This is a genomic window from Fusibacter fontis, assembly GCF_055378735.1.
This window is the reverse complement of the sequence record NZ_AP042445.1, coordinates 1,652,772-1,672,269: the sequence shown is the minus strand read 5'-3', so window position 1 is coordinate 1,672,269 and position 19,498 is coordinate 1,652,772. Positions and strand designations below refer to the sequence as shown.

The following is a 19,498-nucleotide window of genomic DNA, read 5'->3' as shown; positions in this document are numbered from 1 at the left end:
ATGCATTACTTCGTAGCTGGCACACGCATCATGACAGCGGACGGCTTTAAACCTGTTGATAACGAACAAAAAAGTTAGGAGAACGCAAATGATTAAAATAGAAGACTATTTAAATTACGAAAAAATTTGTATTTATAAAAGTGACGATGAAATATCAATTTGTCGTAAACAATCAGACGGAACTGCAGATCCAGAAATTCAAATTCTATTAAAATTTAAAGAAAATCGCTTTTTGGTTTGTGAACAAAACAGAAATGATATTTATGTGAAGGGTGAATTTGAAGAAGAAAATGTAGCCTATGGATTATTCATCGTCTTATACCATAAAAGTTACGAACGAAATTATAATTTTAAAGATCGTACTGACTATGAAGAAGCAGCAAGTCAAAATGATTTTAAAAAGATTGATTCACTCATCCTAAAATATTGTAATGAAGAGCATTTTAGTTTGTTAGAAGAAAAAGATAAAGCCGTCTGTATGGTGAAAAACGATGAATTGTTTGATGTTGTTTATATTGATAAAAATGATAGAAATGTTATTGTGAAAGAATATAATCTTTGCTCAGCTTCAATAGTCACAAGAAATTATGCAAATATACTGAGAGATTTTGATCAGTTGTTTGAAAAACTATCGAAAAATTTGGGATTTGAAAGCGAACTGCATGATAGATTTTTAGATCATTATATGTGGTAGTGAAAGTGAAATCTCATATAAATAATTATAGGTCAAAATTTTTAACGTGATGACTGAGCATTAAAAGATTTGTATGATCATGAGCCATTAACCATTTGACTAGTAAGTTGAACGGTTGATGGCTCAATTACTTGATTCTCACTCAACATCTTTTTCGTCGGAAAATTTAGTAAGTTCAAAAATGCATTAAATGGACTGAAAGATGACATTTTACAATTCTTCGACAAAAAAGCCGACGACATCGCCGAGCAACTTGACGAATTTACCGACAAACTCGCCGGCTCAGGCTGCCTCGTAGCAGGCACACGCATCATGACAGCGGACGGCTATAAACCAGTTGAGACCATCGCAGTGGGAGATCTCGTATACTCCGTAAATGAAACCACAGGCGCAGTAGAGCCAAAAGAAGTTTACGGCACATACGTTGGATTCAAAGACGAACTATACACCATCACCACATCGCAAGGCGCGATCACAGCCACTGAGGAGCATCCATTCTGGGTGGTCGGCAAAGGCTGGATTGAGGCGAAGGACTTATCAGAAAGCGACCTTTTAAAGGATGCTGGTGGAAATGGCATCGCAATTCAGAGCATTGTCCACACCAGCACCGAAGGCACAACCATCTACAATTTCTCAGTAACCGACAACCACAATTATTTCGCAGGGGAAAGCAATCTCTTAACGCACAACATTAACTGCGCCGACATTCATCCAAGGCTCAAAAACATGGTGGATAATGCGGGAAAAGTGGACGGGACGCAGTTCAAATCGTTGTTAGATGATATCGCAAGTGGTAAAATAAGTGCAGAAGAAGCCAAAGTCATCAAAGAACAACTCAAGGAAATGGCTGGCGGTACGGATTTATTTAAGGCTGAGATTAAGCAGCTGGATGAAGTCGTCGTAAAAACAGTTAAGTCACTTGATGCTCAATTTGATGAATTATTTGACAGTGCAGGCAATGTCATTCCTTCAAAGCTGAACGAAATGCGAGCAGCCGTTAAGTCCGGTAAATATTCATTAGATGAAATGAAGCAACTCGCTGTTAAATTTAAGAATAAAAACACAAACACATTTAATGGCATCAAAGGGGATCTCGGTGAAGGCATATCAGACGTCACCCACAAATTGAAATTCCCAGAGTATCGCCATGTAGGAGATATTCACCTACCTGGAAACAAAGGGTTTGATAATGTGTATATCAAATACGCAGACGACGGAACTGTAGAATCTGTAAGGATTGTGGAATCGAAATATGGGAGTTCAAAACTTGGGTACATTGAGCGAGGTGCAGAAAAACGACGAATTCCACAAATGTCTGTAGAATGGGTAGAAGATGTAACTGATAGAATGCGAGCAACACAAGATTCGTATTATATAAAAATTGCGAATATTGTAAATGCATCAATAGGAACGCGTAGTTTGATTCGGGTGTTAGATGTGATTAGTAAAGATACAGGCGAGATCACTTCAAAAATATTGCCATAAGGAGCATGAGAAATGGGTAAGGATTATTTGAAAAAAGTACCTACATTATACGAAATGTATGCTAAAGATATTGAGGAAGACGAAAAAAATTATAGTTTGAATGGATTCCCAGTTAACGTGGGGGGATTTTTGTCAATTAGAGCAAGACAATTTAAAACATTTGCATTATTTACGTATTTATTAAACAAAGACGTCGCTCTCATGAAAAATAGATTTTATTGTGCAGCGCTTTGTGGCTATAAGTCAATGGAAGCGTATGATAATGAAAATTCAAATGAACTACCATTGGGAGTTCTTTCAATGATAAGAATGGATGGCTTAGAATATGCAATAATTTCAGAAAATATGGACTTGGTTTTGCGATATGCAAATAAATTGGGTGGAAGAGGTAAACTAGATTCAGATGGCGTTAACAAAGTATATTATCATCATGGGTATATACTTAAGTATGTCGTTGAAGACAAATACGATCAAGCTCAAGAACATATTGATCGTGCATTAGACAAGAAAAAGTCGGATTATGTTGATTGGTATATCGAAGCAATAAAAGGAATCATTGATCACGATCAAGATCAAGTCAATAATTCACTCGCTGAGATGCTAAATGAACATAGGAAATCTAGAACCATCCGAAATACACCGGATGAATTTATATCTATTGTTGTTCTAGCAACAGCAAAACTAGCCCTAATGAAAGGCATCGAAATCACCCTTGACGATCCATTAGCACCGAGAGAGATCATCATGCCAACAGAAAATATCAGCTATGAAGTGGTAAATTTTTTAAAGTAAGCATTTAGCCATGAGTGATCAATCAAATCAATCAGTAACACAAAAGCAGTCAGTAAAACAATGAAGTCAGTAACACAATCAACAGACCTAAATGAGCCACCAGCCATTAAATCAAGTCGATGCTTGGTATAATGGTGGGTGGCTTTTTTGATGCATTGTCCACACCAGCACCGAAGACACGACCATCTACAATTTCTCAGTAACCGACAACCACAATTATTTCGCAGGGGAAAGCAACCTCCTAACGCACAACTTAGGTTGCGCGGAACTTCATCCAAATCTCAAAAGCATGGTGGATAATGCGGGTAAAATAGACGCGACACAGTTCAAATCATTGTTAGATGATATCGCGAGTGGTAAAATAAGTGCAGAAGAAGCCAAAGTCATCAAAGAACAACTCAAGGAAATGGCTGGCGGTACGGATTTATTTAAGGCTGAGATTAAGCAGCTGGATGAAGTCGTCGTAAAAACAGTTAAGTCACTTGATGCTCAATTTGATGAATTATTTGACAGTGCAGGCAATGTCATTCCTTCAAAGCTGAACGAAATGCGAGCAGCCGTTAAGTCCGGTAAATATTCATTAGATGAAATGAAGCAACTCGCTGTTAAATTTAAGAATAAAAACACAAACACATTTAATGGTATCAAAGGGGATCTCGGCGAAGGCATATCAGACGTCACCCATAAATTGAATTTCCCAGAATATCACCATGTAGGAGATGTTCACCTACCTGGAAACCAAGGGTTTGATAAAGTGTATATCAAATACGCAGATGACGGAACTGTAGAGTCTGTAAGGATTGTGGAGTCTAAATATGGGAGTGCGCAACTTAAAACTCATGAGAAAAATGGAATTAAATATAAACAAATGTCTCAGCAGTGGGTAACAGATGTAATTGATAGAATGCGAGCAACTAATAATAAATATTATATGGAAGTAGCAAGAATTGTTGAAGCTGCACAAGATACACGTAGCTTGATTTTAGTATTAGACAGAATAAGTAAAGATACAGGAGAAGTTACGTCTAAAATATTACCATAGGAGGGCTATATGGGGAAACAGTATTTAAAAGATATTTATATAGTAGTTAATACGTTTCAAGAGTGTATCAAAGAAGATATTGAAAATTTTGAAAAAAAAGGACTTCCAATCAATGTAGGTGGATTTTACATGAGTAGATCGAACAGTTTTAAATCACTAGCGATATCTGGATATTTGCATAATAAAGATGTTGCACTATTGAAAAATCGATTCTATTGTGCAGCACTTTGCGGCTATAAATCTACGGAATGGCATGATAAGCAGAGAAAAGAAGATTTAGGATCTGGGGTTCTGTCGATGGTAAATAAAAGATATTTATGGTATGCAATTCTGTCAGAAAATCCAAACATGATAAAAATCGTTGCGAATAGTTTGGGTGGACGAGGAAAGTTGGATCAAGAAGCTACAGATAAAATAACATGTAGCATGGGGTATGCTCTCAAATATGTCGTAGAAGATAAATACGACGAGGCGAGAGAACATTTGAATTTAGTATTGAGTAAGAAAATTTCAGAATTCATAAGACTCTATGCACATATCTTGATCGCAATTATAGAAAAAGATACCGGTGTTAATGAGTTGCTTATTCAATTGATTAAAGAATACAAAAAATTCAAATCAAACCTTAATACACCAGAGGAATTTATTTGTGTACCAGCATTATCATTAGCCAAACTAGCCCTATTGAAAGGCATCGAAATCACCCTTGACGATCCATTAGCGCCGAGAGAGATCATCATGCCAACAGAAAATATCAGCTATGAAGTGGTAAATTTTTTAAAGTAAGCATTTAGCCATGAGTGATCAATCAAATCGATCTGTTACACAAAACAGTCAGTAACTCAATGAACTAACCTAAATGAGCCACCAGTCATTAAATCAAGTCGATGCTTGGTATAATGGTCGGTGGCTCGTTTTGATTTGTTGTTCACACTCAAACGTACGGTACGAATATCAAGGCTCAAACCCATAGTGGACAATGCGGGAGCTTTATATCTTGTATGATATATTTAAACCAAGAATCTATCTAATTCCATAGTATGAAAAACACCCTACTGAAAAGGATTATCTCCATGCATTCTTCGATAAACTATGAAAAGTAGCCAACAAAAAAATACTAGAAGTGATAGACCAAGTAAGCAGAGCGCGAGAATTGTTTGATTATAATAGAATGCAATATTACAACCGCTCAAGTTTCAATCTGAATTCCCTAGCGAAGTCAGAGCCGTACATGCCTTCTAACAAACCAAGCAATGCATCAGTAGAAGCGATCTTCTGAAAGTGGATCGTATGAAATAGATGTTTAAGTTCGTCTTCGGATAACTCCTGAAAAACATCTGACAAGATCGCAGTGCCTTTTTTGTAGAGCACTTCAAATGCTTTTGGGTCATTTCTGTCGATGCCAATAATCGGAGGTGTCGTGTGATAGGTTTCTTTGTATTTGGCGATTCGATGGTCATACCATGGTTCACCAAATCTTGTTTTACAGGCGAGCATGCGTGAAAACTCAGCGAAGGATTCATTTAACCAATCTTCAAAGGTAGTCAAAGGTGCTTTGAGCCACCATAGATGCGCCAGTTCATGAGCCAAATATCCATAGATATCCTCAGCATATAAGGCTTCAGAAACATCCGTACTTAAGACGATGAGGCCTTCGCGACAATACCCTCCACCTTCAGTGCGCGGCGTAATCACGATTTTAAGGTCAGACGTATCGCGGTCGCCAAATTGATGCGTATAATAGGTGAGAAGAGAATCGCACATAATAGCGATATTCTTCGCCTTAGTCTCATCCGACGCAAGGGCATAATAGACAGATAAACCAGGCTGCTGAATCACCTGATGCGTAAAGTGCTTTGAACCAATGAGGGCAAAATCAAACAGTGCCTTTTTCAAATCGGCATGAACAAAGGTCATCTGTGCATCGCATGATACAGTAAGGTCGAATGTTGCATTTCCCATATCCTCCGTCACTGGAAAAACAGGCGCATAGATGCCAAGTTCGGTAAAATCTTCTGAGATCTCGCCAATAGGAAAATCGCCAAACGTCAATTGACCATCATACGAAAATTGAAAAGTAAGTGACTCACCTGTTTGGAGGGGGTGCTTTAAACGAAAAGTGAGGGGTCTCGAACAATCTAAAAAGCTAAGAGGGTCTCCATTTTGATCCATCGAATAATGGTCGATAAGAGGGCTTTCAAACGATATGTTCTTAAAATCTTTATGTAAGTAGAGTTTTAGGGTTTGTGTCGCGTTGTTGGTATTGTGAATGTACTGAAGGGTTCCTTTCACATCCACTTCATGACTTTGTGGATGGATCGTTAAGCTGAGTTGATACTGTGGATTCATAAGATGCTCCTTAACTCGATTTATTTATTATTATATCATTTTATTATTTTATCATATAAAAGCGAGCGTTGCATGTATCAAAGTAAAAAACCTATAGAATCAGCTAAGCGTTCATTTTATTGAAGCGAGCCGAATCTATAGGTTTTTTTATAGGTGGGATAAACTTATACTCTAGATTGATATTGATCTGCCACATAGTGGAAAATCACGCCAAGCGCCATAGCGCCTGCATCTGGATGTTCAAGACTTCTTTCGCCTACGTATGAAGCGCGACCTCTTGAAGCAACCATGGTTTTTGTTTTTTCAGCGCCTTCAGCAGCGGCAATTGCGCCAAGGTGAAGCGCCTCTGCAAATGATTGTTGACTTTCAGCAGCTGAAGAAAGGGCACGAATAGAAGGAAGGAGTGCATCGAGAAGCGTTTTGTCGCCTTCTTGCGCTTTGCCTCTTTTTTGAATCGCCGCACCTGCAGCAGTCATCATCTCAGCAAATGCACCAAGTGTTAACTCTGTTTGATCAGCAGATGCTTTAGAAGCGCCTCTAAATGCCGAACCCCAGATTGGACCCGACGCGCCACCGCAATGTTCTGAGATGATTTCGCTACAATCGTTTAAAAAACTACCAATTGATGTTGTATCGAGTTCGTTCCAGTTTTCTTTTAACTTTCTAAATCCTTTAGAGATCGACATCCCAAAATCGCCGTCGCCAGCTACCGAATCTAGCTCACAGAAATAAACTTCATTTTCAATAATAACATGTGCCATATCTGAAACCATCGTTACGAGATCAGCTGTTTTAAGTGTGTTCATGATAACCTCTTTCTATTCATCATCTTTCTATTAAATCATCTTAAGCGCTACAGTATTAACTGGCGATTGATAGTATTTTTTCAGCTCGTCATCCATTTTCATAATAGATAAAGAAGCGCCTGCCATGTCGATCGCTGTCATGTAGTTGCCAACCATCGTTTTATAAACCTTCACACCAGCTGCTTCAAGCGCTGCATGTGCATCATTGCTCATGAGATAAAGTTCTTGAAGCGGTGTTGCACCAAGTCCATTCACTAAAAGCACCACTTCGTCGCCACTTGCCACTTTTAAGTCAGCAAGAAGCATTTGAATCATCTCTTGAGCAAGCTCTGCGCTCGTTTTATTTGGACGTCTTTCAATACCTGGTTCGCCGTGAATTCCAACCCCGAATTCGATTTCATCTTCACCAAGCTCAAAAGTAGGCGTTCCTTTTGCAGGAACGGTACAAGACGTCAGTGCATAACCGATACTTCTCACTGAATCGATGGCTTTTTGAGCCACGGCTTTCACTTCTTCAAGTGACAATCCTTCTTCAGCTGCTGCGCCAGCGATTTTTTCCACAAGCACAGTTCCAGCAACGCCACGGCGTCCAATAGTATATAAACTATCTTTAACCGCGATATCGTCATTAACATAAACGCGTTCTACTTTAATTTCATCATCTTCTTCAGCCATTTCAGCAGCAGTATCAAAATTCATGCAATCGCCAGAGTAATTCTTCACGATGAGCAGCGTTCCTTTGTTAGAAGCTGTATTTTTAATGGCATTGTACACTTGAATCGATGAAGGGGATGCAAATACATCGCCACATACAGCTGCATCGAGCATGCCAACGCCTACATAACCAGCATGTGCCGGTTCGTGACCACTACCGCCACCACAGATCAGCGTCACTTTATCTGGGTTCAATGTTTTTCTTTGGATGATTTTGTATTTCGGTGTGTATTTGATCATATCAGGATGCGATTTTTCCATCCCAAGACACATTTCATGAACAATTGAATCCGTTGAATTGATAATTTTTTTCATTTAAGCCCCCAAAATATTTGCTGTATAGATTGCCGCGAAAACGTCGTCAGCAGTCACTTCAAACGGCATGTTGTGAATTGTTTCGCCTTCAGCACAAGCGAGTTTCGCAACTGCCATGACTTTTTCATCTGTAATGTCTTTAACCCCTAATGCATGAAGCGTCGTTGGTAATCCCACTGATTTACAGTACTGGATTACTTTGTCGATTTCTTTAGAATCGGCATTTTCAAGAACTAAATGAACAAGCACGCCAAAGGCAACTTTTTCGCCATGGAAACAGTGGTGCGTCTCATCAAGAGCTGTTAAGCCGTTGTGAACAGCGTGTGCTGCTGCTAAACCGCTACTCTCAAATCCAAGTCCACTGAGTAAGATGTTGGCTTCAATAATATTGTCGAGAGCAGTTGTTACGACATTTGCCTCACAAGCTGCTTTCGCTTTTACTGAATCCTCCATAAGCGTCTCGTAGCAAAGTGTTGCCGCTGCGATCGCCGCCTTTGTGCTCTTGCCCCCAGGAATGTTATTTGCGCTAGCACGAGCACATGAACGTGCTTCGAAATAAGTAGAAAGTGCATCCCCCATGCCCGCTACTAAGAATCGAACAGGTGCTTTTGCAATAACGTTAGAATCAACTAATACGAGATTTGGATTGCTCTTAAAGAAGATATACTCCTCAAAAGCGCCTTCTTCTGTATATATAACTGCCAAACTGCTGCATGGTGCATCCGTTGAAGCAATTGTTGGAACAATAATAACGGGTAAATTTTCAAAATGGGAAATTGCTTTCGCCGTGTCAAGGGCTTTACCGCCACCAAGACCAATGATGACATCACAGCCATGGGAAACGGCCACTTTTCTAAGTCTTTCGATTTCAACTTTTGAACATTCGCCTCTAAATGAAGTTTCAACCATCGGACAAGCCAATTTTTCTTGTGCAATTTTGAGATCTTCTGCTACGTATTTAAGGTCGTTATCAGATGCAACGAGTAAAGGTTTTTTTCCATATTCACTCACGATTTGAGTCATTTCTTGAAGCACGTGTTTGCCTTGTACGTATTTTGACGGAGCAATTAAAATTCTTTTCATATTCTCAATCTCCTCTTAATCATAAAATGTGTGACCGGTTAAACACATTATATGCAAGTGGGACAAAATCTACATCGGATAAAATAGCATCAAAATTATATAAAGAAATTGTAAAATATCACTTTTAAGGTGCCTGAAACAATAAAAAACAGCACTTTGTGCTGTTTTGTGATATTACAAAGACTATTTAATTGGTTGTTTTGGCTGTTGCCTGTGATCAAACTGTGTTTTTTCAATGTATCGCTGTTTGTACATGGCAGGTGTCACATTGTACTCTTTTTTGAACACGCGGATAAAGTAACTTGCATTTTCATAGCCGAGTTCGTCCGAGATTTGATTGATGTTTTTATTGGTCGTGGTGATGAGTTCCTCTGCTTTTAATAGCTTGAGCCTATTTTGATAGGCTGAAAAACTCATGCCAAATGCCTTGTTAAAGCACTTGCTAAAATAACTTTCGCTGATATTACAGAGTGCAGACACTTCTTCGATATAGACTTTGTCCGAAAGATGCTGATGTAAAAATTCAATTGCGGGTTTTAAAAAAAGATATTGAGTCGGAATATGATCAATATGATCCGTTTTTAACAAACCAGACGGTGTTGAAGATGCAGCATGAGCAGAGCCAGATGTTGTTGATGCACTTGCCGAAGAACCATGTGGTAAGCCTCTGTGTGAATTTTCATCAAGTGACCGTGATGCACCGTCCAGTTCAAGTTTGAGGAGTGCGCGGTCGACGAGAACTTTACTGATGCCAAAAAGAAGATTGCCAATGGCTTCTATTTTTTCATATGTCATCACGGGAAGCTTTTCAAAACTGTCCTCTAGCTGATGTTGAACCTCAAGTTCTAAAGCATATTCTTTCTTTGCGGCAATCCATTCGAGTTTTGAATCATCGCTGATGCGCACTTGACCTGCCATCAATGCTCCTAAGTACTGATTGTTTGCGATGATGGGCACTGCAAGGTCGACGATGCCCCGATGGCAAATATAGATATATGGCTTTTGAAGTCTCGCTGCTTCAAGTCCACCTCTGGAATCGCATTTTTGACAGAGGTCTTGATAAGGCACTTGCTGTCTAAGAAGATGACAATAAGACTGGCAACTGCTGTGCTCAGTCACTGGTACGCCTTTGTAATCTACGGTTAATAGCGCCATATCCGTGGATAGAGCGATGTCGTCCTGTAACGACTGAAAATCATTTATATCAATTATGTCCAGTAGTCGAATCATTTCTTTCATCTATTTTCTCCTGAATCGTTCATATAAAATAAGTGTACCATATTTTCATACGGTACACCACTTGAGGAGGAGAATTCACGATTCATTATTGGAAGAGATCTTTCTATTGGAAGAAATCTCACTATTGGAAGCAATCTCAATCTCTTTACTGGATGCGTGCTTTTTCAAGCGCATTTTCAACGGCTTTCATGATGCCGTTAGATGTAAAGGTTGCGCCACTGACCGTATCGACATCTGTGCTTTGTGAAGCGATGATGGCTGCGGGGATTTCTTCAACAGGTCGAGCGTAATATCTCGAGTGAACTTCGTTGTGTTCGATGACTTCTATTCGAATGATTTCATCGTTTTTGATTTCCACTTCTACGATCAATCCCGGTCTAAATCCAGTGGCTTCACCTGTATAGACGCCATCTTTGTAAATGGATCCAGAGGCTGCTTCAGTAGTTGCCTCCGTGGTTGCCTCAGTCGTTGATTTCGTAGTTGTCTCGGTCTTTGCTTCTGTAGTAGTTTCATTCGTTTTTTCTGTCGATGTTTCTGAGGATGCCTCAGTATGTGCCGTCGATGAAGATTCTGTCTCTGATTCTGTCACCGTTTCGCTAGATGCAGCTGTCGCGCTATCTTGTGTGTTTTCTGTAAAATTTTCATCAGACGTATCTGAAGAATCTGTTGAGATGGATTCTGAAGCAGTTAATGCCTCAAGATCCGATAGTATGAGGTGATGGAACTGAATACCGCCCACATCGACGATGTGGAGTACGATGGTCGCGATAAATATCACGGTCAATGCGCGATGGTAAAGCATCCATCCTTTCACTTTTTTCAACCACGCACGCATCATCCAGTTGATACCAAGTAATATGGAGACGATCCACGAGAGGGTACCGATATTAAAACTCAGGACTTTTTCACTTGAAAAATAGCCGTGAATAAAGCCGGTTAATATGAGGGCGATTCCCATGATCTTGTGATGTTTTCTCAAAAACCGATTGATTTTAGTGAGTGTGGGGGAAGGATTCTTTTTATTCACGATTCGTAGAACGTATATAATGCTCAAAAGAAAAGCGAGAATTACAGCAACCCATGCAGTGATAAAATTTAAATATAAAGTCATTGATGCCTCCTTGTGTTGGACTTGTTTCTATGTGTTTGACTTATTTCTATTTTAGTTGATAAAACTGAAATAAACCTTAAATAAGATGTGGTCATATAAAAGGCAAAATAATGTTTATTTTAAAAACTACTGGGTACATATAGCCTAAGAGGACATTTTCCTCTTCATAGATTGAAGAAATGATTTAAAAGCGTTTTAAAAGTAAGTTTTGAACTGAACTAAGTGATTGTTTTAGAAATTAGTTTTAAGAAGTTTTACGAGTTGAGAATTCGAGTCAAAATCGGTAAAGTAACAAGTTCATCAGTAAATTAACAAATGAGTAAAGAACGAATCGTGTTTTTTTAGTGTATGTTATGAATCTTCAATCTATGTATTAAGGGGAATTCAATTGAATTCCCCTTATTTGCGTTTAAAGTATGAAATTTGAGCTATTTGATGGTTATTTTCTACCTCTAAAATGCATCAAGTTCTTAGAAAAGACCACTAAAATCAATATACCATTTTCCGTCGATTTTTTCTAAGTCAAGGTATTCAGCTTCACCGTCGAGTTCTACTTCTACTGAAGCATAATCATCATCGATATCTACATCTGTAATCTCGATTTTGTCGATCCAATTTTTACCGACTTCATCTTCAAACATATCATTTAAATCTTCTAAATTTTGTTCGAGATACTCATCCAAATCTTCATCGTATTCTTCCATGTATTCTTTGAGGTCTTTCATTTCATCGCCTGGAATCATGTCTAAAAACGCATCGACATCACCTTTTTCAATACATTTAAAGAACGACATAATGGCTTTTTCAGGTGTTTTTTGTGAGTATCCACCACCTAAAATAAACATTCCCCCAACGACAAGTGCGATTACCACTACGAGTGCAATGAGTACTGGAATAAGTGGTTTTTTCTTTTTAGGTGTCTCAGCAAACTGCTCAGGTGTTAAAACTGTATTTTGAGTATACACAGGTTGCGAAGCTGGAGCTGGTTGTGGTATTGGTTGTGGAGTAGGTTGTGGTGTTGGCTGTGGAGCCGGAGCCACATAAACAGGTTCTTCAGAAGCTGGAGTTTCAACAACTGGAGTCTCAACAACAGGAGTCTCAACAACTGGTTCTTTAACCACGGGAGCAGCTTTTACTTCAAGAGTTGCGCCGCAATTCGTACAAAATTTTGCGCCTTCATCATTTTTAGTGCCACATTGTGAACAAAACATGCAATAAACCTCCAATAATTAATCATTCATCTTTCTTTTACAGATAAATATGTCAACATTATACTATAAATAGTAGAAAGTTGGAATCACATAAATTTTTATACATGAATTCTGTATGCGCAAATAATGCATTTAAGTTAGAAAATTGCATAATTCTTATTTGTGAGAATCTCAATTTTTGAAATGGCGTGATTGAGCCATTTTAATTTTATCAACACATGATTTTCACACAGAAAAGGTAATTATGCAATTTCCACAAGTCAATAAATTGTTAAATTTTAATAATGATTGTCCTGCTGTTTTGTGATATGTTTATACACGGTGTAGAATTTTACAAATGAGATATGTGAGTATGAAAACTCGTTAAACCGGGAGGAAAAAATTTACATGAGCACGAAACTTAAAGGGCGAATTAGCTCGAGAATCGTTAGAATGACCCTGATACTTGTCATCGTTTTAGTCGCAGCTCTATCGGGAATTACGTATTTTTCAATTATGAAAGACATGAAAATTAGTACCAAGTTAGATGCAGAGACAGCGGCAAAAACTCTAGAACAGATGTTTACTCCTAGTTTAATCAATCAAGTTAAAGACAATCCAAAAGTAGACAACGAAGCGTATAAAACCATCAGACGAGATCTGATTAAAATCAGACGTGCAATTGATGCAAAAGACCTTCATTACGCCGCAAGTCTTAACGATCAATTCGTTTATTTAGTAGATGGTATTGATGATGTAGATATTGCAACAAAGCCAAACCAAGCACTTGAAAGCAAAGAGTTAGATGCCTACAAGGAAGTTATAAAAACAAATGAAATCGTTGAAGGTGGACAAATTAGTAGCGATGGACTCACCTTGATTTCTTATTATTTTCCAGTCAAAGATGAAAGTGGCCAGGCAATTGCCGTATTAGGCGTTACATTTGACATTTCACCTGAAATTGCAAATTCTAGATCGACATTTGTGATTATATTAGGATTCTCCTTGGTATCACTTGTATTCATTGGCTTAATTATGATGATGATGATCAATAAAATGCTAAGACCGATTAAAAATTTAGCAGATGATTGTCAAAAATTGGCGAATTTTGATCTAACGACGACAATTTCAGCTGATTATAAGGGCGAGTTTAAAGTGTTAGCAGATTCTATGACGAGCTTAAGAGATAATAGCTACGGGTTGGTTTCTGAAATTAAAAAGATTACTTCAGAAGTGGTGATGAACTTTACAGAAGTGCAAGAGTCTAGTCACAATATCACAGGCATGGTACAAGAAACAACTGCTTCTTTAGAAGAAACTTCTAAAAATATTCAACAACAAGCAACTGAAATGGGACATTTAATAGAAGATACGCATTCACTTGAAACGACCATCCTTCAGATGAAAGAATCTGTTGATTCTTCAAATGTGGAAGGCGAAAAGGTAAAAGAACATACCAAAGCATCCAGTGATCAGATTTATCAGATGAAATCTCAATTTGTGGAAACTGCAGAAGGATTCACCGTGTTAAACCGCAAAATGACAGAACTCTATGAACGTTCAGGAACCATTTTAAGCATTCTTGAAACGATTAAAGGGATTGCAAATCAAACGAACTTATTGGCACTCAATGCGTCAATCGAAGCTGCAAGAGCGGGTGAAGCTGGAAGAGGATTTGCCGTTGTAGCAGATGAAATTCGAAAACTTGCAGAAGAATCTGCTGAATCAGGTGCTCAAATTGACCAAATCATCAAATCGGTTCTTGAAGAAATCAAGGCATCCAATGAGATTACAAGTGTGAACTATGAGATGATGAATAAATCCAATGCGCAGATTGAAGAGACGTTGTTACAGTATTCAACAGCAGAGCAATCCATTAACGCAATTCTTTCAAGTGTAGAAGTTCTAAAAGATCGAATTCAAGAAGTGACAGATGTCAAAACACACGTATTATCTAGTACGCGTAATGTAGAAGTCCTTTCACATAAAAATGCAGAGATGATTGAACGCGTGAGTGCAGCTTCAGAAGAAGAATGTGCAAGCGTTGAAGAAATCACGGCGAATATGGATGCGCTTAACGAACTGATCGATCACTTAAATGACCAGATTTCAAAATATAAAATGAACTAATTTAGAAATGAACAAGCTTTAAGTTGTAAATGAACAAGCTGTTAGAATGACAAGACCTCTCACGTGAGCAAGCGTGTGAGGTCTTTGTTTTTTAGAACAATTTGAACTTTTTATTGATTAGTGTTAAGTACAAAGACTATAATGAAATAAAAGTATGACTGATGAATATACAGATCATTCTTGATTAGAAATTTTAGGAGGAACATATGGCTAAAACAATTGACCCATCTCAACTTTGGAAGGACAGAAAACGCATACTTGGTATGCCGTTATCATTTACTGTATATACATTAAAAAATCAAAGACTATTCTTAAAAGAAGGGTTTTTAAACACGCGTGAAAATGAAATGCTCCTTTATCGTATATTGGACATGAATTTGAAAAGATCAATTATGGATCGCATTTTTGGAGTGGGGACCATTACGCTATACACCGTGGATGAAACGCATAAAGAACTTCTTTTAAAAAATATCAAACATCCAGAAAAGGTTCGAGATTTAATTAGTGCAGAAGTTGAAAAAGAGCGTGCAAAACTGAAAATTAGAGGTCGAGAAATCTATGGGGCTTCTGATGCACTCGAAAATGGTGAAGCAGCTGAACTAGATGTTCAATAAAATGAATATTTTTTGTGATAGTTGTGTGATAGCTGTATTATGAGGGTATACTTTCTATGAAAACATAGAGAGGTGATCGGTGTGAGTCAAAAAACAACGTATAAAGAATTGTTAGTGACCATTATTCAATCATTGGATCTCATCAATCCAATACTTAAGAATCATCATAGGCGTGTAGCCGTTATTGCATATTATCTCGGTAAACAATATGGTTTAAATTCAGCAGATTTAAAACTTCTCGTCATGTCTGCATCCGTACACGATATAGGGGCTCTGACCGTGAAAGAACGAGACGAACTTCTATTTTTAGATGTGAGCAATCCATACGCACATTCGTATTTAGGATCGATCATGATTGAGGGGTTGCCGTATTTTGAAGATATTTCAAAAGTCATCTTGCATCATCATATCAAATGGCAATTTTCTGATGGAATTGATCCAAGAATTGTCGAAATTTGTTCGATTTTACATTTAGCAGATCGAATTGATGTGTTAATCCATCCGGACGTTGAGAATGATAAGCAAGCAAAGGAAATAATAAGGCAATTACAACCATTGGTCGGCTACCTATTTAAACCGCGTTCTTATGATGCTTTTTTAGAATGCGCAGAAAATCCGGAATTTTGGTTTGATATTGACAATATGTCGATGCAAACCGTACTAAATTTTGTGTTGGCACGAGATGGTGAAATTCCATTGACAACCGAGTTGTTAGAACGGTTCGCTGAAACACTAGCAAAAGTTATCGACTTTCGCAGTGAGTTCACTGCCACACATTCTCAAGGGGTTAGTGCGGTGGCGTGTGCAATTGCCAGACTCGACCATCTAGAATCCGACACCATCTTAAAAATCAAAATTGCTGGACTCTTACACGATATCGGGAAGATGGGGGTCGCCGTTGAATTGATTGAAAAAAATGCACCTCTGACGGACAATGAATATGAGCGTATGAAAAAACATACGAGCTATACGTACGAAATTTTGAGCAATTTATCAAATTTAGAGGATATCACATTATGGGCTTCTGCGCATCACGAGAAACAAGATGGATCGGGATATCCGTTTCATCTCGCCCATGGAGAAATTAGCAGAGAAGCAGTCATATTAGCATTTGCAGATGTTTTTACTGCTTTAACAGAAGACCGCCCGTATCGAAAAGGGTTAGATCTTGGAGTCGTCATCAAACAGATGAAAATCAGTTTTGACTCTTGTGAGTACCCAGAGTTGATGCAGCTTCTCGAAGACAATTGTGAAACGCTCAACCAAGAACGCATCACCGCTCAAGAGAACGCGAAGCGATTGTATGAACAGATAAAAAATGAACTACAGCATTACAAAATTGGTTAATTATGCAATTTTCTAAATTAATTGCGTTTAGGAGTGATCATGAAACAGTTTCTATTTACGGTTAAGCAGAAGATGATTGGATTTGTATTGCCGACGATTATCATATCGACCATTGTCTTGGCGATTTTTGTCAATTATCAAGCGACCAATATCTTATCAAAAGAACATGCTCTGCAAATGGATTATATCGAATCAAATGCCATCGTCGCAGTGGAACAAATCGACGGTGGCTTTAGCATGCTTGATAAACAACTAGAAACTGAAATGGAAACCGCTGTCCTTAAATTCAAAGAAATATATGAAGAACAATATGCTAAAAATAACGGAGAAGTCGATCTGGAAAGTATTCAATCGAGGTTGGGAAATAAGTACGACCTCATTTTAATCAATTCCGATTTAACCATCTATGAAGCGACCATTAAAGAAGCCATCCAGTTTAATTTCGCGACGTTTGATGAAAAATTGGGCGAGAGAATGACGGCTGTACTGAAAGGCAATCAAGTCGTACATGAAAAAATTAGAACCAACGTTGCTACGGGATTGTTGACGAAGTTTTCTTATGTATCTGGCATGTCAAATACGGTTATTTTTGAAATTTCTTATAGCAATGAAGCGTTTGCTGAAAATGTGAAACAACTAGATCCAATTCGCTCACTTGAAGAAATTGCAGATACCAATCCAATCGTAAGTCAAATTCACGTTTTTGACGTTTATGGCTATCAGTTCACCAATAGCGGTGAAAAATATATGCCAACAGAAGAAAGTGTTGCAATGGTAGAACGTGCAATTAGAGAATCTTCTTTTGAAACTAAAGAAGGCGTGATTATTAAACGTGTGGTTTATTTACCAGAGCAAAACCAAAATCCATTGAGTGATCATAGTCGAATTATCGAGATTACCTATGATACAAGTGCGTATCAAAATGTCGTTAAACGCTTGATTTATCTTGTTTTTGGCGTAGGAATCTCCATGATTATCATCGTGATGATTGTACTGTATCTAGGCATTGATAAGATTACAAGACCGATATCTGAACTTTCAGAGATGGCTCTAAAGGTCGCAGATGGCGATTATGAAGTGATTTTGCATCATGATATAGAAGAAACCGATGAAATTAGTCGATTAAAACGGACATTTAATCTCATGGTAAAACGCGTTAAGAGTGCTTATTATGAAATTGAGAACAAACTCACCACGACATTGTTGTCTATGGGGGATGGTTTAATTGCAGTAAATAGTGATGATGAAGTCGAAGTGATGAACAAAATGGCGGAAGCCATGACTGGATGGACGATACAAGAAGCCTATGGCCGTCCTTTAAATGACATTTTTAAGACTGAAAATAAAAAAGAGTCTACAGAAGATATTGACAATTACTCTGATGATAAGTCATTGAGTTATGAAGTGATTAGCAATCGTTTTGGAGGAGAGCTTCCGATTGAAAAAACCATTGCGCCTATTATAGATAAGAAAGGGAAAACACAAGGTCATGTATTGGTGTTTAGAGATGTCTCAGATCAACGCGAAAAAATGAATCGAATTGAATATTTAAGTTATCACGACCAATTAACAGGTGCTTATAATAGACGGTATTTTGAAGTGGCATTAAATGCTCTTAATCAAGTGAGCAAGTTCCCGCTAAGCTTGGTGATGATCGACGTCAATGGACTCAAGCTCGTCAACGATGCCCTTGGACATAGTATGGGGGATGAACTTTTGAAAGCGGCAACGCTCTTTATTCAATCTGAATGTAGACGTGGGGATATTTTTGCACGAATAGGCGGAGATGAATTTGTGCTTCTACTGCCAAATACAGATGAAGTGGAAGCAGAGCTTTTAATGAAGCGAATCGATGCGAATTCAAAAAATATCCTGATGGATAAGCTGATCTTCTCATTTTCATATGGAATAGGGACAAAATCGACATTTGATATTTCCATTGAAGATATTTTTAAAATTGCTGAAGACAATATGTATAGAAGAAAATTATCTGAAAGTACGAAGATGAGACAGCAGATGATTGAACTGATCCTCAATAATTTGTACGAACAAAATGAAAAAGAGCGCACGCATTCACAAAGAGTGAGTAATTTGTGTGAAGCGTTTGGTGAATCCTTGAAAATGACTGAAGATGAAGTGCGTGAATTAAAATTGACTGGACTTATGCACGATATCGGAAAAATTGCCATTAATCCAGAACTCCTTGAAAGAAGACAATCGCTGACAGTGGCTGAAAAATTAGAGTTTGAGCGTCATCCTGAAGTTGGATATCAGATGCTTAAAACGGTCAATGAGTTTTCAAGAGTTTCTGAATTTGTACTGTCACATCATGAAAAGTGGGATGGAACCGGCTATCCAAGGGCATTAAGTGGTGAAGAAATTCCAGCAGCAGCTAGAATTATTGCTATTATTAATTACTTTGATCGCGTACATGAAGAGATGGTTCAAAGTGGTACGCTTAATCTTCAAGTATTGGAAGAGAAGATTCGCGCGAAGAGTGGAAGCTTTTTTGACCCAGAGTTAGTGGAAATATTTATTCGATTTATGAAAAACAAAATTGAAATGAGTACAAATTGAGAATGATTAA

14 protein-coding genes and 2 pseudogenes are annotated in these 19,498 nt (G+C 38.1%); 10 read left to right on the top strand and 6 right to left on the bottom strand.

All coding sequences use genetic code 11. The annotated features are described in order from the left end of the window. The first annotated feature begins 88 nt into the window (after window positions 1–88). The 6 genes and pseudogenes from ACZ41W_RS07520 (at window position 89) to ACZ41W_RS07495 (ending at window position 4,799) form a co-directional block, all read left to right on the top strand. Window positions 89–694 (top strand): hypothetical protein, encoded by a 606-nt coding sequence (locus ACZ41W_RS07520; protein ID WP_464311377.1) that lies wholly within the window; start codon window positions 89–91, stop codon window positions 692–694. Window positions 695–1,006: 312 nt separating this feature from the next. Further along, window positions 1,007–2,179: a polymorphic toxin-type HINT domain-containing protein gene (locus ACZ41W_RS07515; RefSeq protein ID WP_464314256.1), complete on the top strand. Its 1,173-nt coding sequence runs from the start codon at window positions 1,007–1,009 to the stop codon at window positions 2,177–2,179. A gap of 12 nt (window positions 2,180–2,191) precedes the next feature. After that, on the top strand, window positions 2,192–2,971 hold the full coding sequence (locus ACZ41W_RS07510; protein WP_464314255.1) for an Imm49 family immunity protein: 780 nt from the start codon (window positions 2,192–2,194) through the stop codon (window positions 2,969–2,971). Between the two features lie 154 nt (window positions 2,972–3,125). Continuing rightward, window positions 3,126–3,194, top strand: a pseudogene (locus ACZ41W_RS07505) (hypothetical protein); the annotation flags it as partial. Between the two features lie 66 nt (window positions 3,195–3,260). Beyond that, window positions 3,261–4,013, top strand: coding sequence for a hypothetical protein (locus ACZ41W_RS07500; RefSeq protein WP_464314254.1), 753 nt, complete (start codon window positions 3,261–3,263; stop codon window positions 4,011–4,013). Window positions 4,014–4,022: 9 nt separating this feature from the next. Further along, entirely contained in the window at window positions 4,023–4,799 is a 777-nt protein-coding gene (locus ACZ41W_RS07495) for a hypothetical protein (protein ID WP_464314253.1), read from the top strand. A 393-nt stretch (window positions 4,800–5,192) separates the two neighbouring features. On the opposite strand, the gene ACZ41W_RS07490 is transcribed toward ACZ41W_RS07495, so the two are convergent. The 6 genes and pseudogenes from ACZ41W_RS07490 to ACZ41W_RS07465 all read right to left on the bottom strand — a co-directional run bounded on the left by ACZ41W_RS07490 (window position 5,193) and on the right by ACZ41W_RS07465 (window position 12,841). Then, the gene (locus ACZ41W_RS07490; RefSeq protein ID WP_464314252.1) at window positions 5,193–6,362 is read right to left on the bottom strand and encodes a gluzincin family metallopeptidase; all 1,170 of its coding nucleotides are present in this window, start codon (window positions 6,360–6,362) and stop codon (window positions 5,193–5,195) included. A 164-nt stretch (window positions 6,363–6,526) separates the two neighbouring features. Then, window positions 6,527–8,197, bottom strand: a pseudogene (gene dhaK / locus ACZ41W_RS07485) (dihydroxyacetone kinase subunit DhaK). Continuing rightward, window positions 8,198–9,280, bottom strand: coding sequence for a glycerol dehydrogenase (locus ACZ41W_RS07480; protein WP_464314251.1), 1,083 nt, complete (start codon window positions 9,278–9,280; stop codon window positions 8,198–8,200). It lies immediately after the preceding pseudogene. A 183-nt stretch (window positions 9,281–9,463) separates the two neighbouring features. Beyond that, window positions 9,464–10,519, bottom strand: a complete 1,056-nt coding sequence (locus ACZ41W_RS07475) for a PocR ligand-binding domain-containing protein (protein WP_464314250.1) — start codon at window positions 10,517–10,519, stop codon at window positions 9,464–9,466. A 145-nt stretch (window positions 10,520–10,664) separates the two neighbouring features. After that, window positions 10,665–11,630, bottom strand: a complete 966-nt coding sequence (locus tag ACZ41W_RS07470) for an FMN-binding protein (RefSeq protein ID WP_464314249.1) — start codon at window positions 11,628–11,630, stop codon at window positions 10,665–10,667. A gap of 470 nt (window positions 11,631–12,100) precedes the next feature. Next, on the bottom strand, window positions 12,101–12,841 hold the full coding sequence (locus ACZ41W_RS07465; RefSeq protein ID WP_464314248.1) for a zinc ribbon domain-containing protein: 741 nt from the start codon (window positions 12,839–12,841) through the stop codon (window positions 12,101–12,103). 387 nt (window positions 12,842–13,228) lie between these two features. Between ACZ41W_RS07465 and ACZ41W_RS07460 the strand changes: the two genes are divergently transcribed. The 4 genes from ACZ41W_RS07460 to ACZ41W_RS07445 all read left to right on the top strand — a co-directional run bounded on the left by ACZ41W_RS07460 (window position 13,229) and on the right by ACZ41W_RS07445 (window position 19,488). After that, window positions 13,229–14,950 (top strand): methyl-accepting chemotaxis protein, encoded by a 1,722-nt coding sequence (locus tag ACZ41W_RS07460; protein WP_464314247.1) that lies wholly within the window; start codon window positions 13,229–13,231, stop codon window positions 14,948–14,950. 206 nt (window positions 14,951–15,156) lie between these two features. Further along, window positions 15,157–15,564, top strand: a complete 408-nt coding sequence (locus ACZ41W_RS07455; protein ID WP_464314246.1) for a PH domain-containing protein — start codon at window positions 15,157–15,159, stop codon at window positions 15,562–15,564. 81 nt (window positions 15,565–15,645) lie between these two features. Further along, a complete protein-coding gene (locus tag ACZ41W_RS07450) occupies window positions 15,646–16,911 on the top strand; it encodes an HD domain-containing phosphohydrolase (RefSeq protein ID WP_464314245.1) in 1,266 nt (421 codons plus the stop codon). A 39-nt stretch (window positions 16,912–16,950) separates the two neighbouring features. Continuing rightward, complete coding sequence (locus tag ACZ41W_RS07445; RefSeq protein WP_464314244.1) at window positions 16,951–19,488, top strand: HD domain-containing phosphohydrolase; 2,538 nt, start codon at window positions 16,951–16,953, stop codon at window positions 19,486–19,488. Window positions 19,489–19,498: the final 10 nt, after the last annotated feature.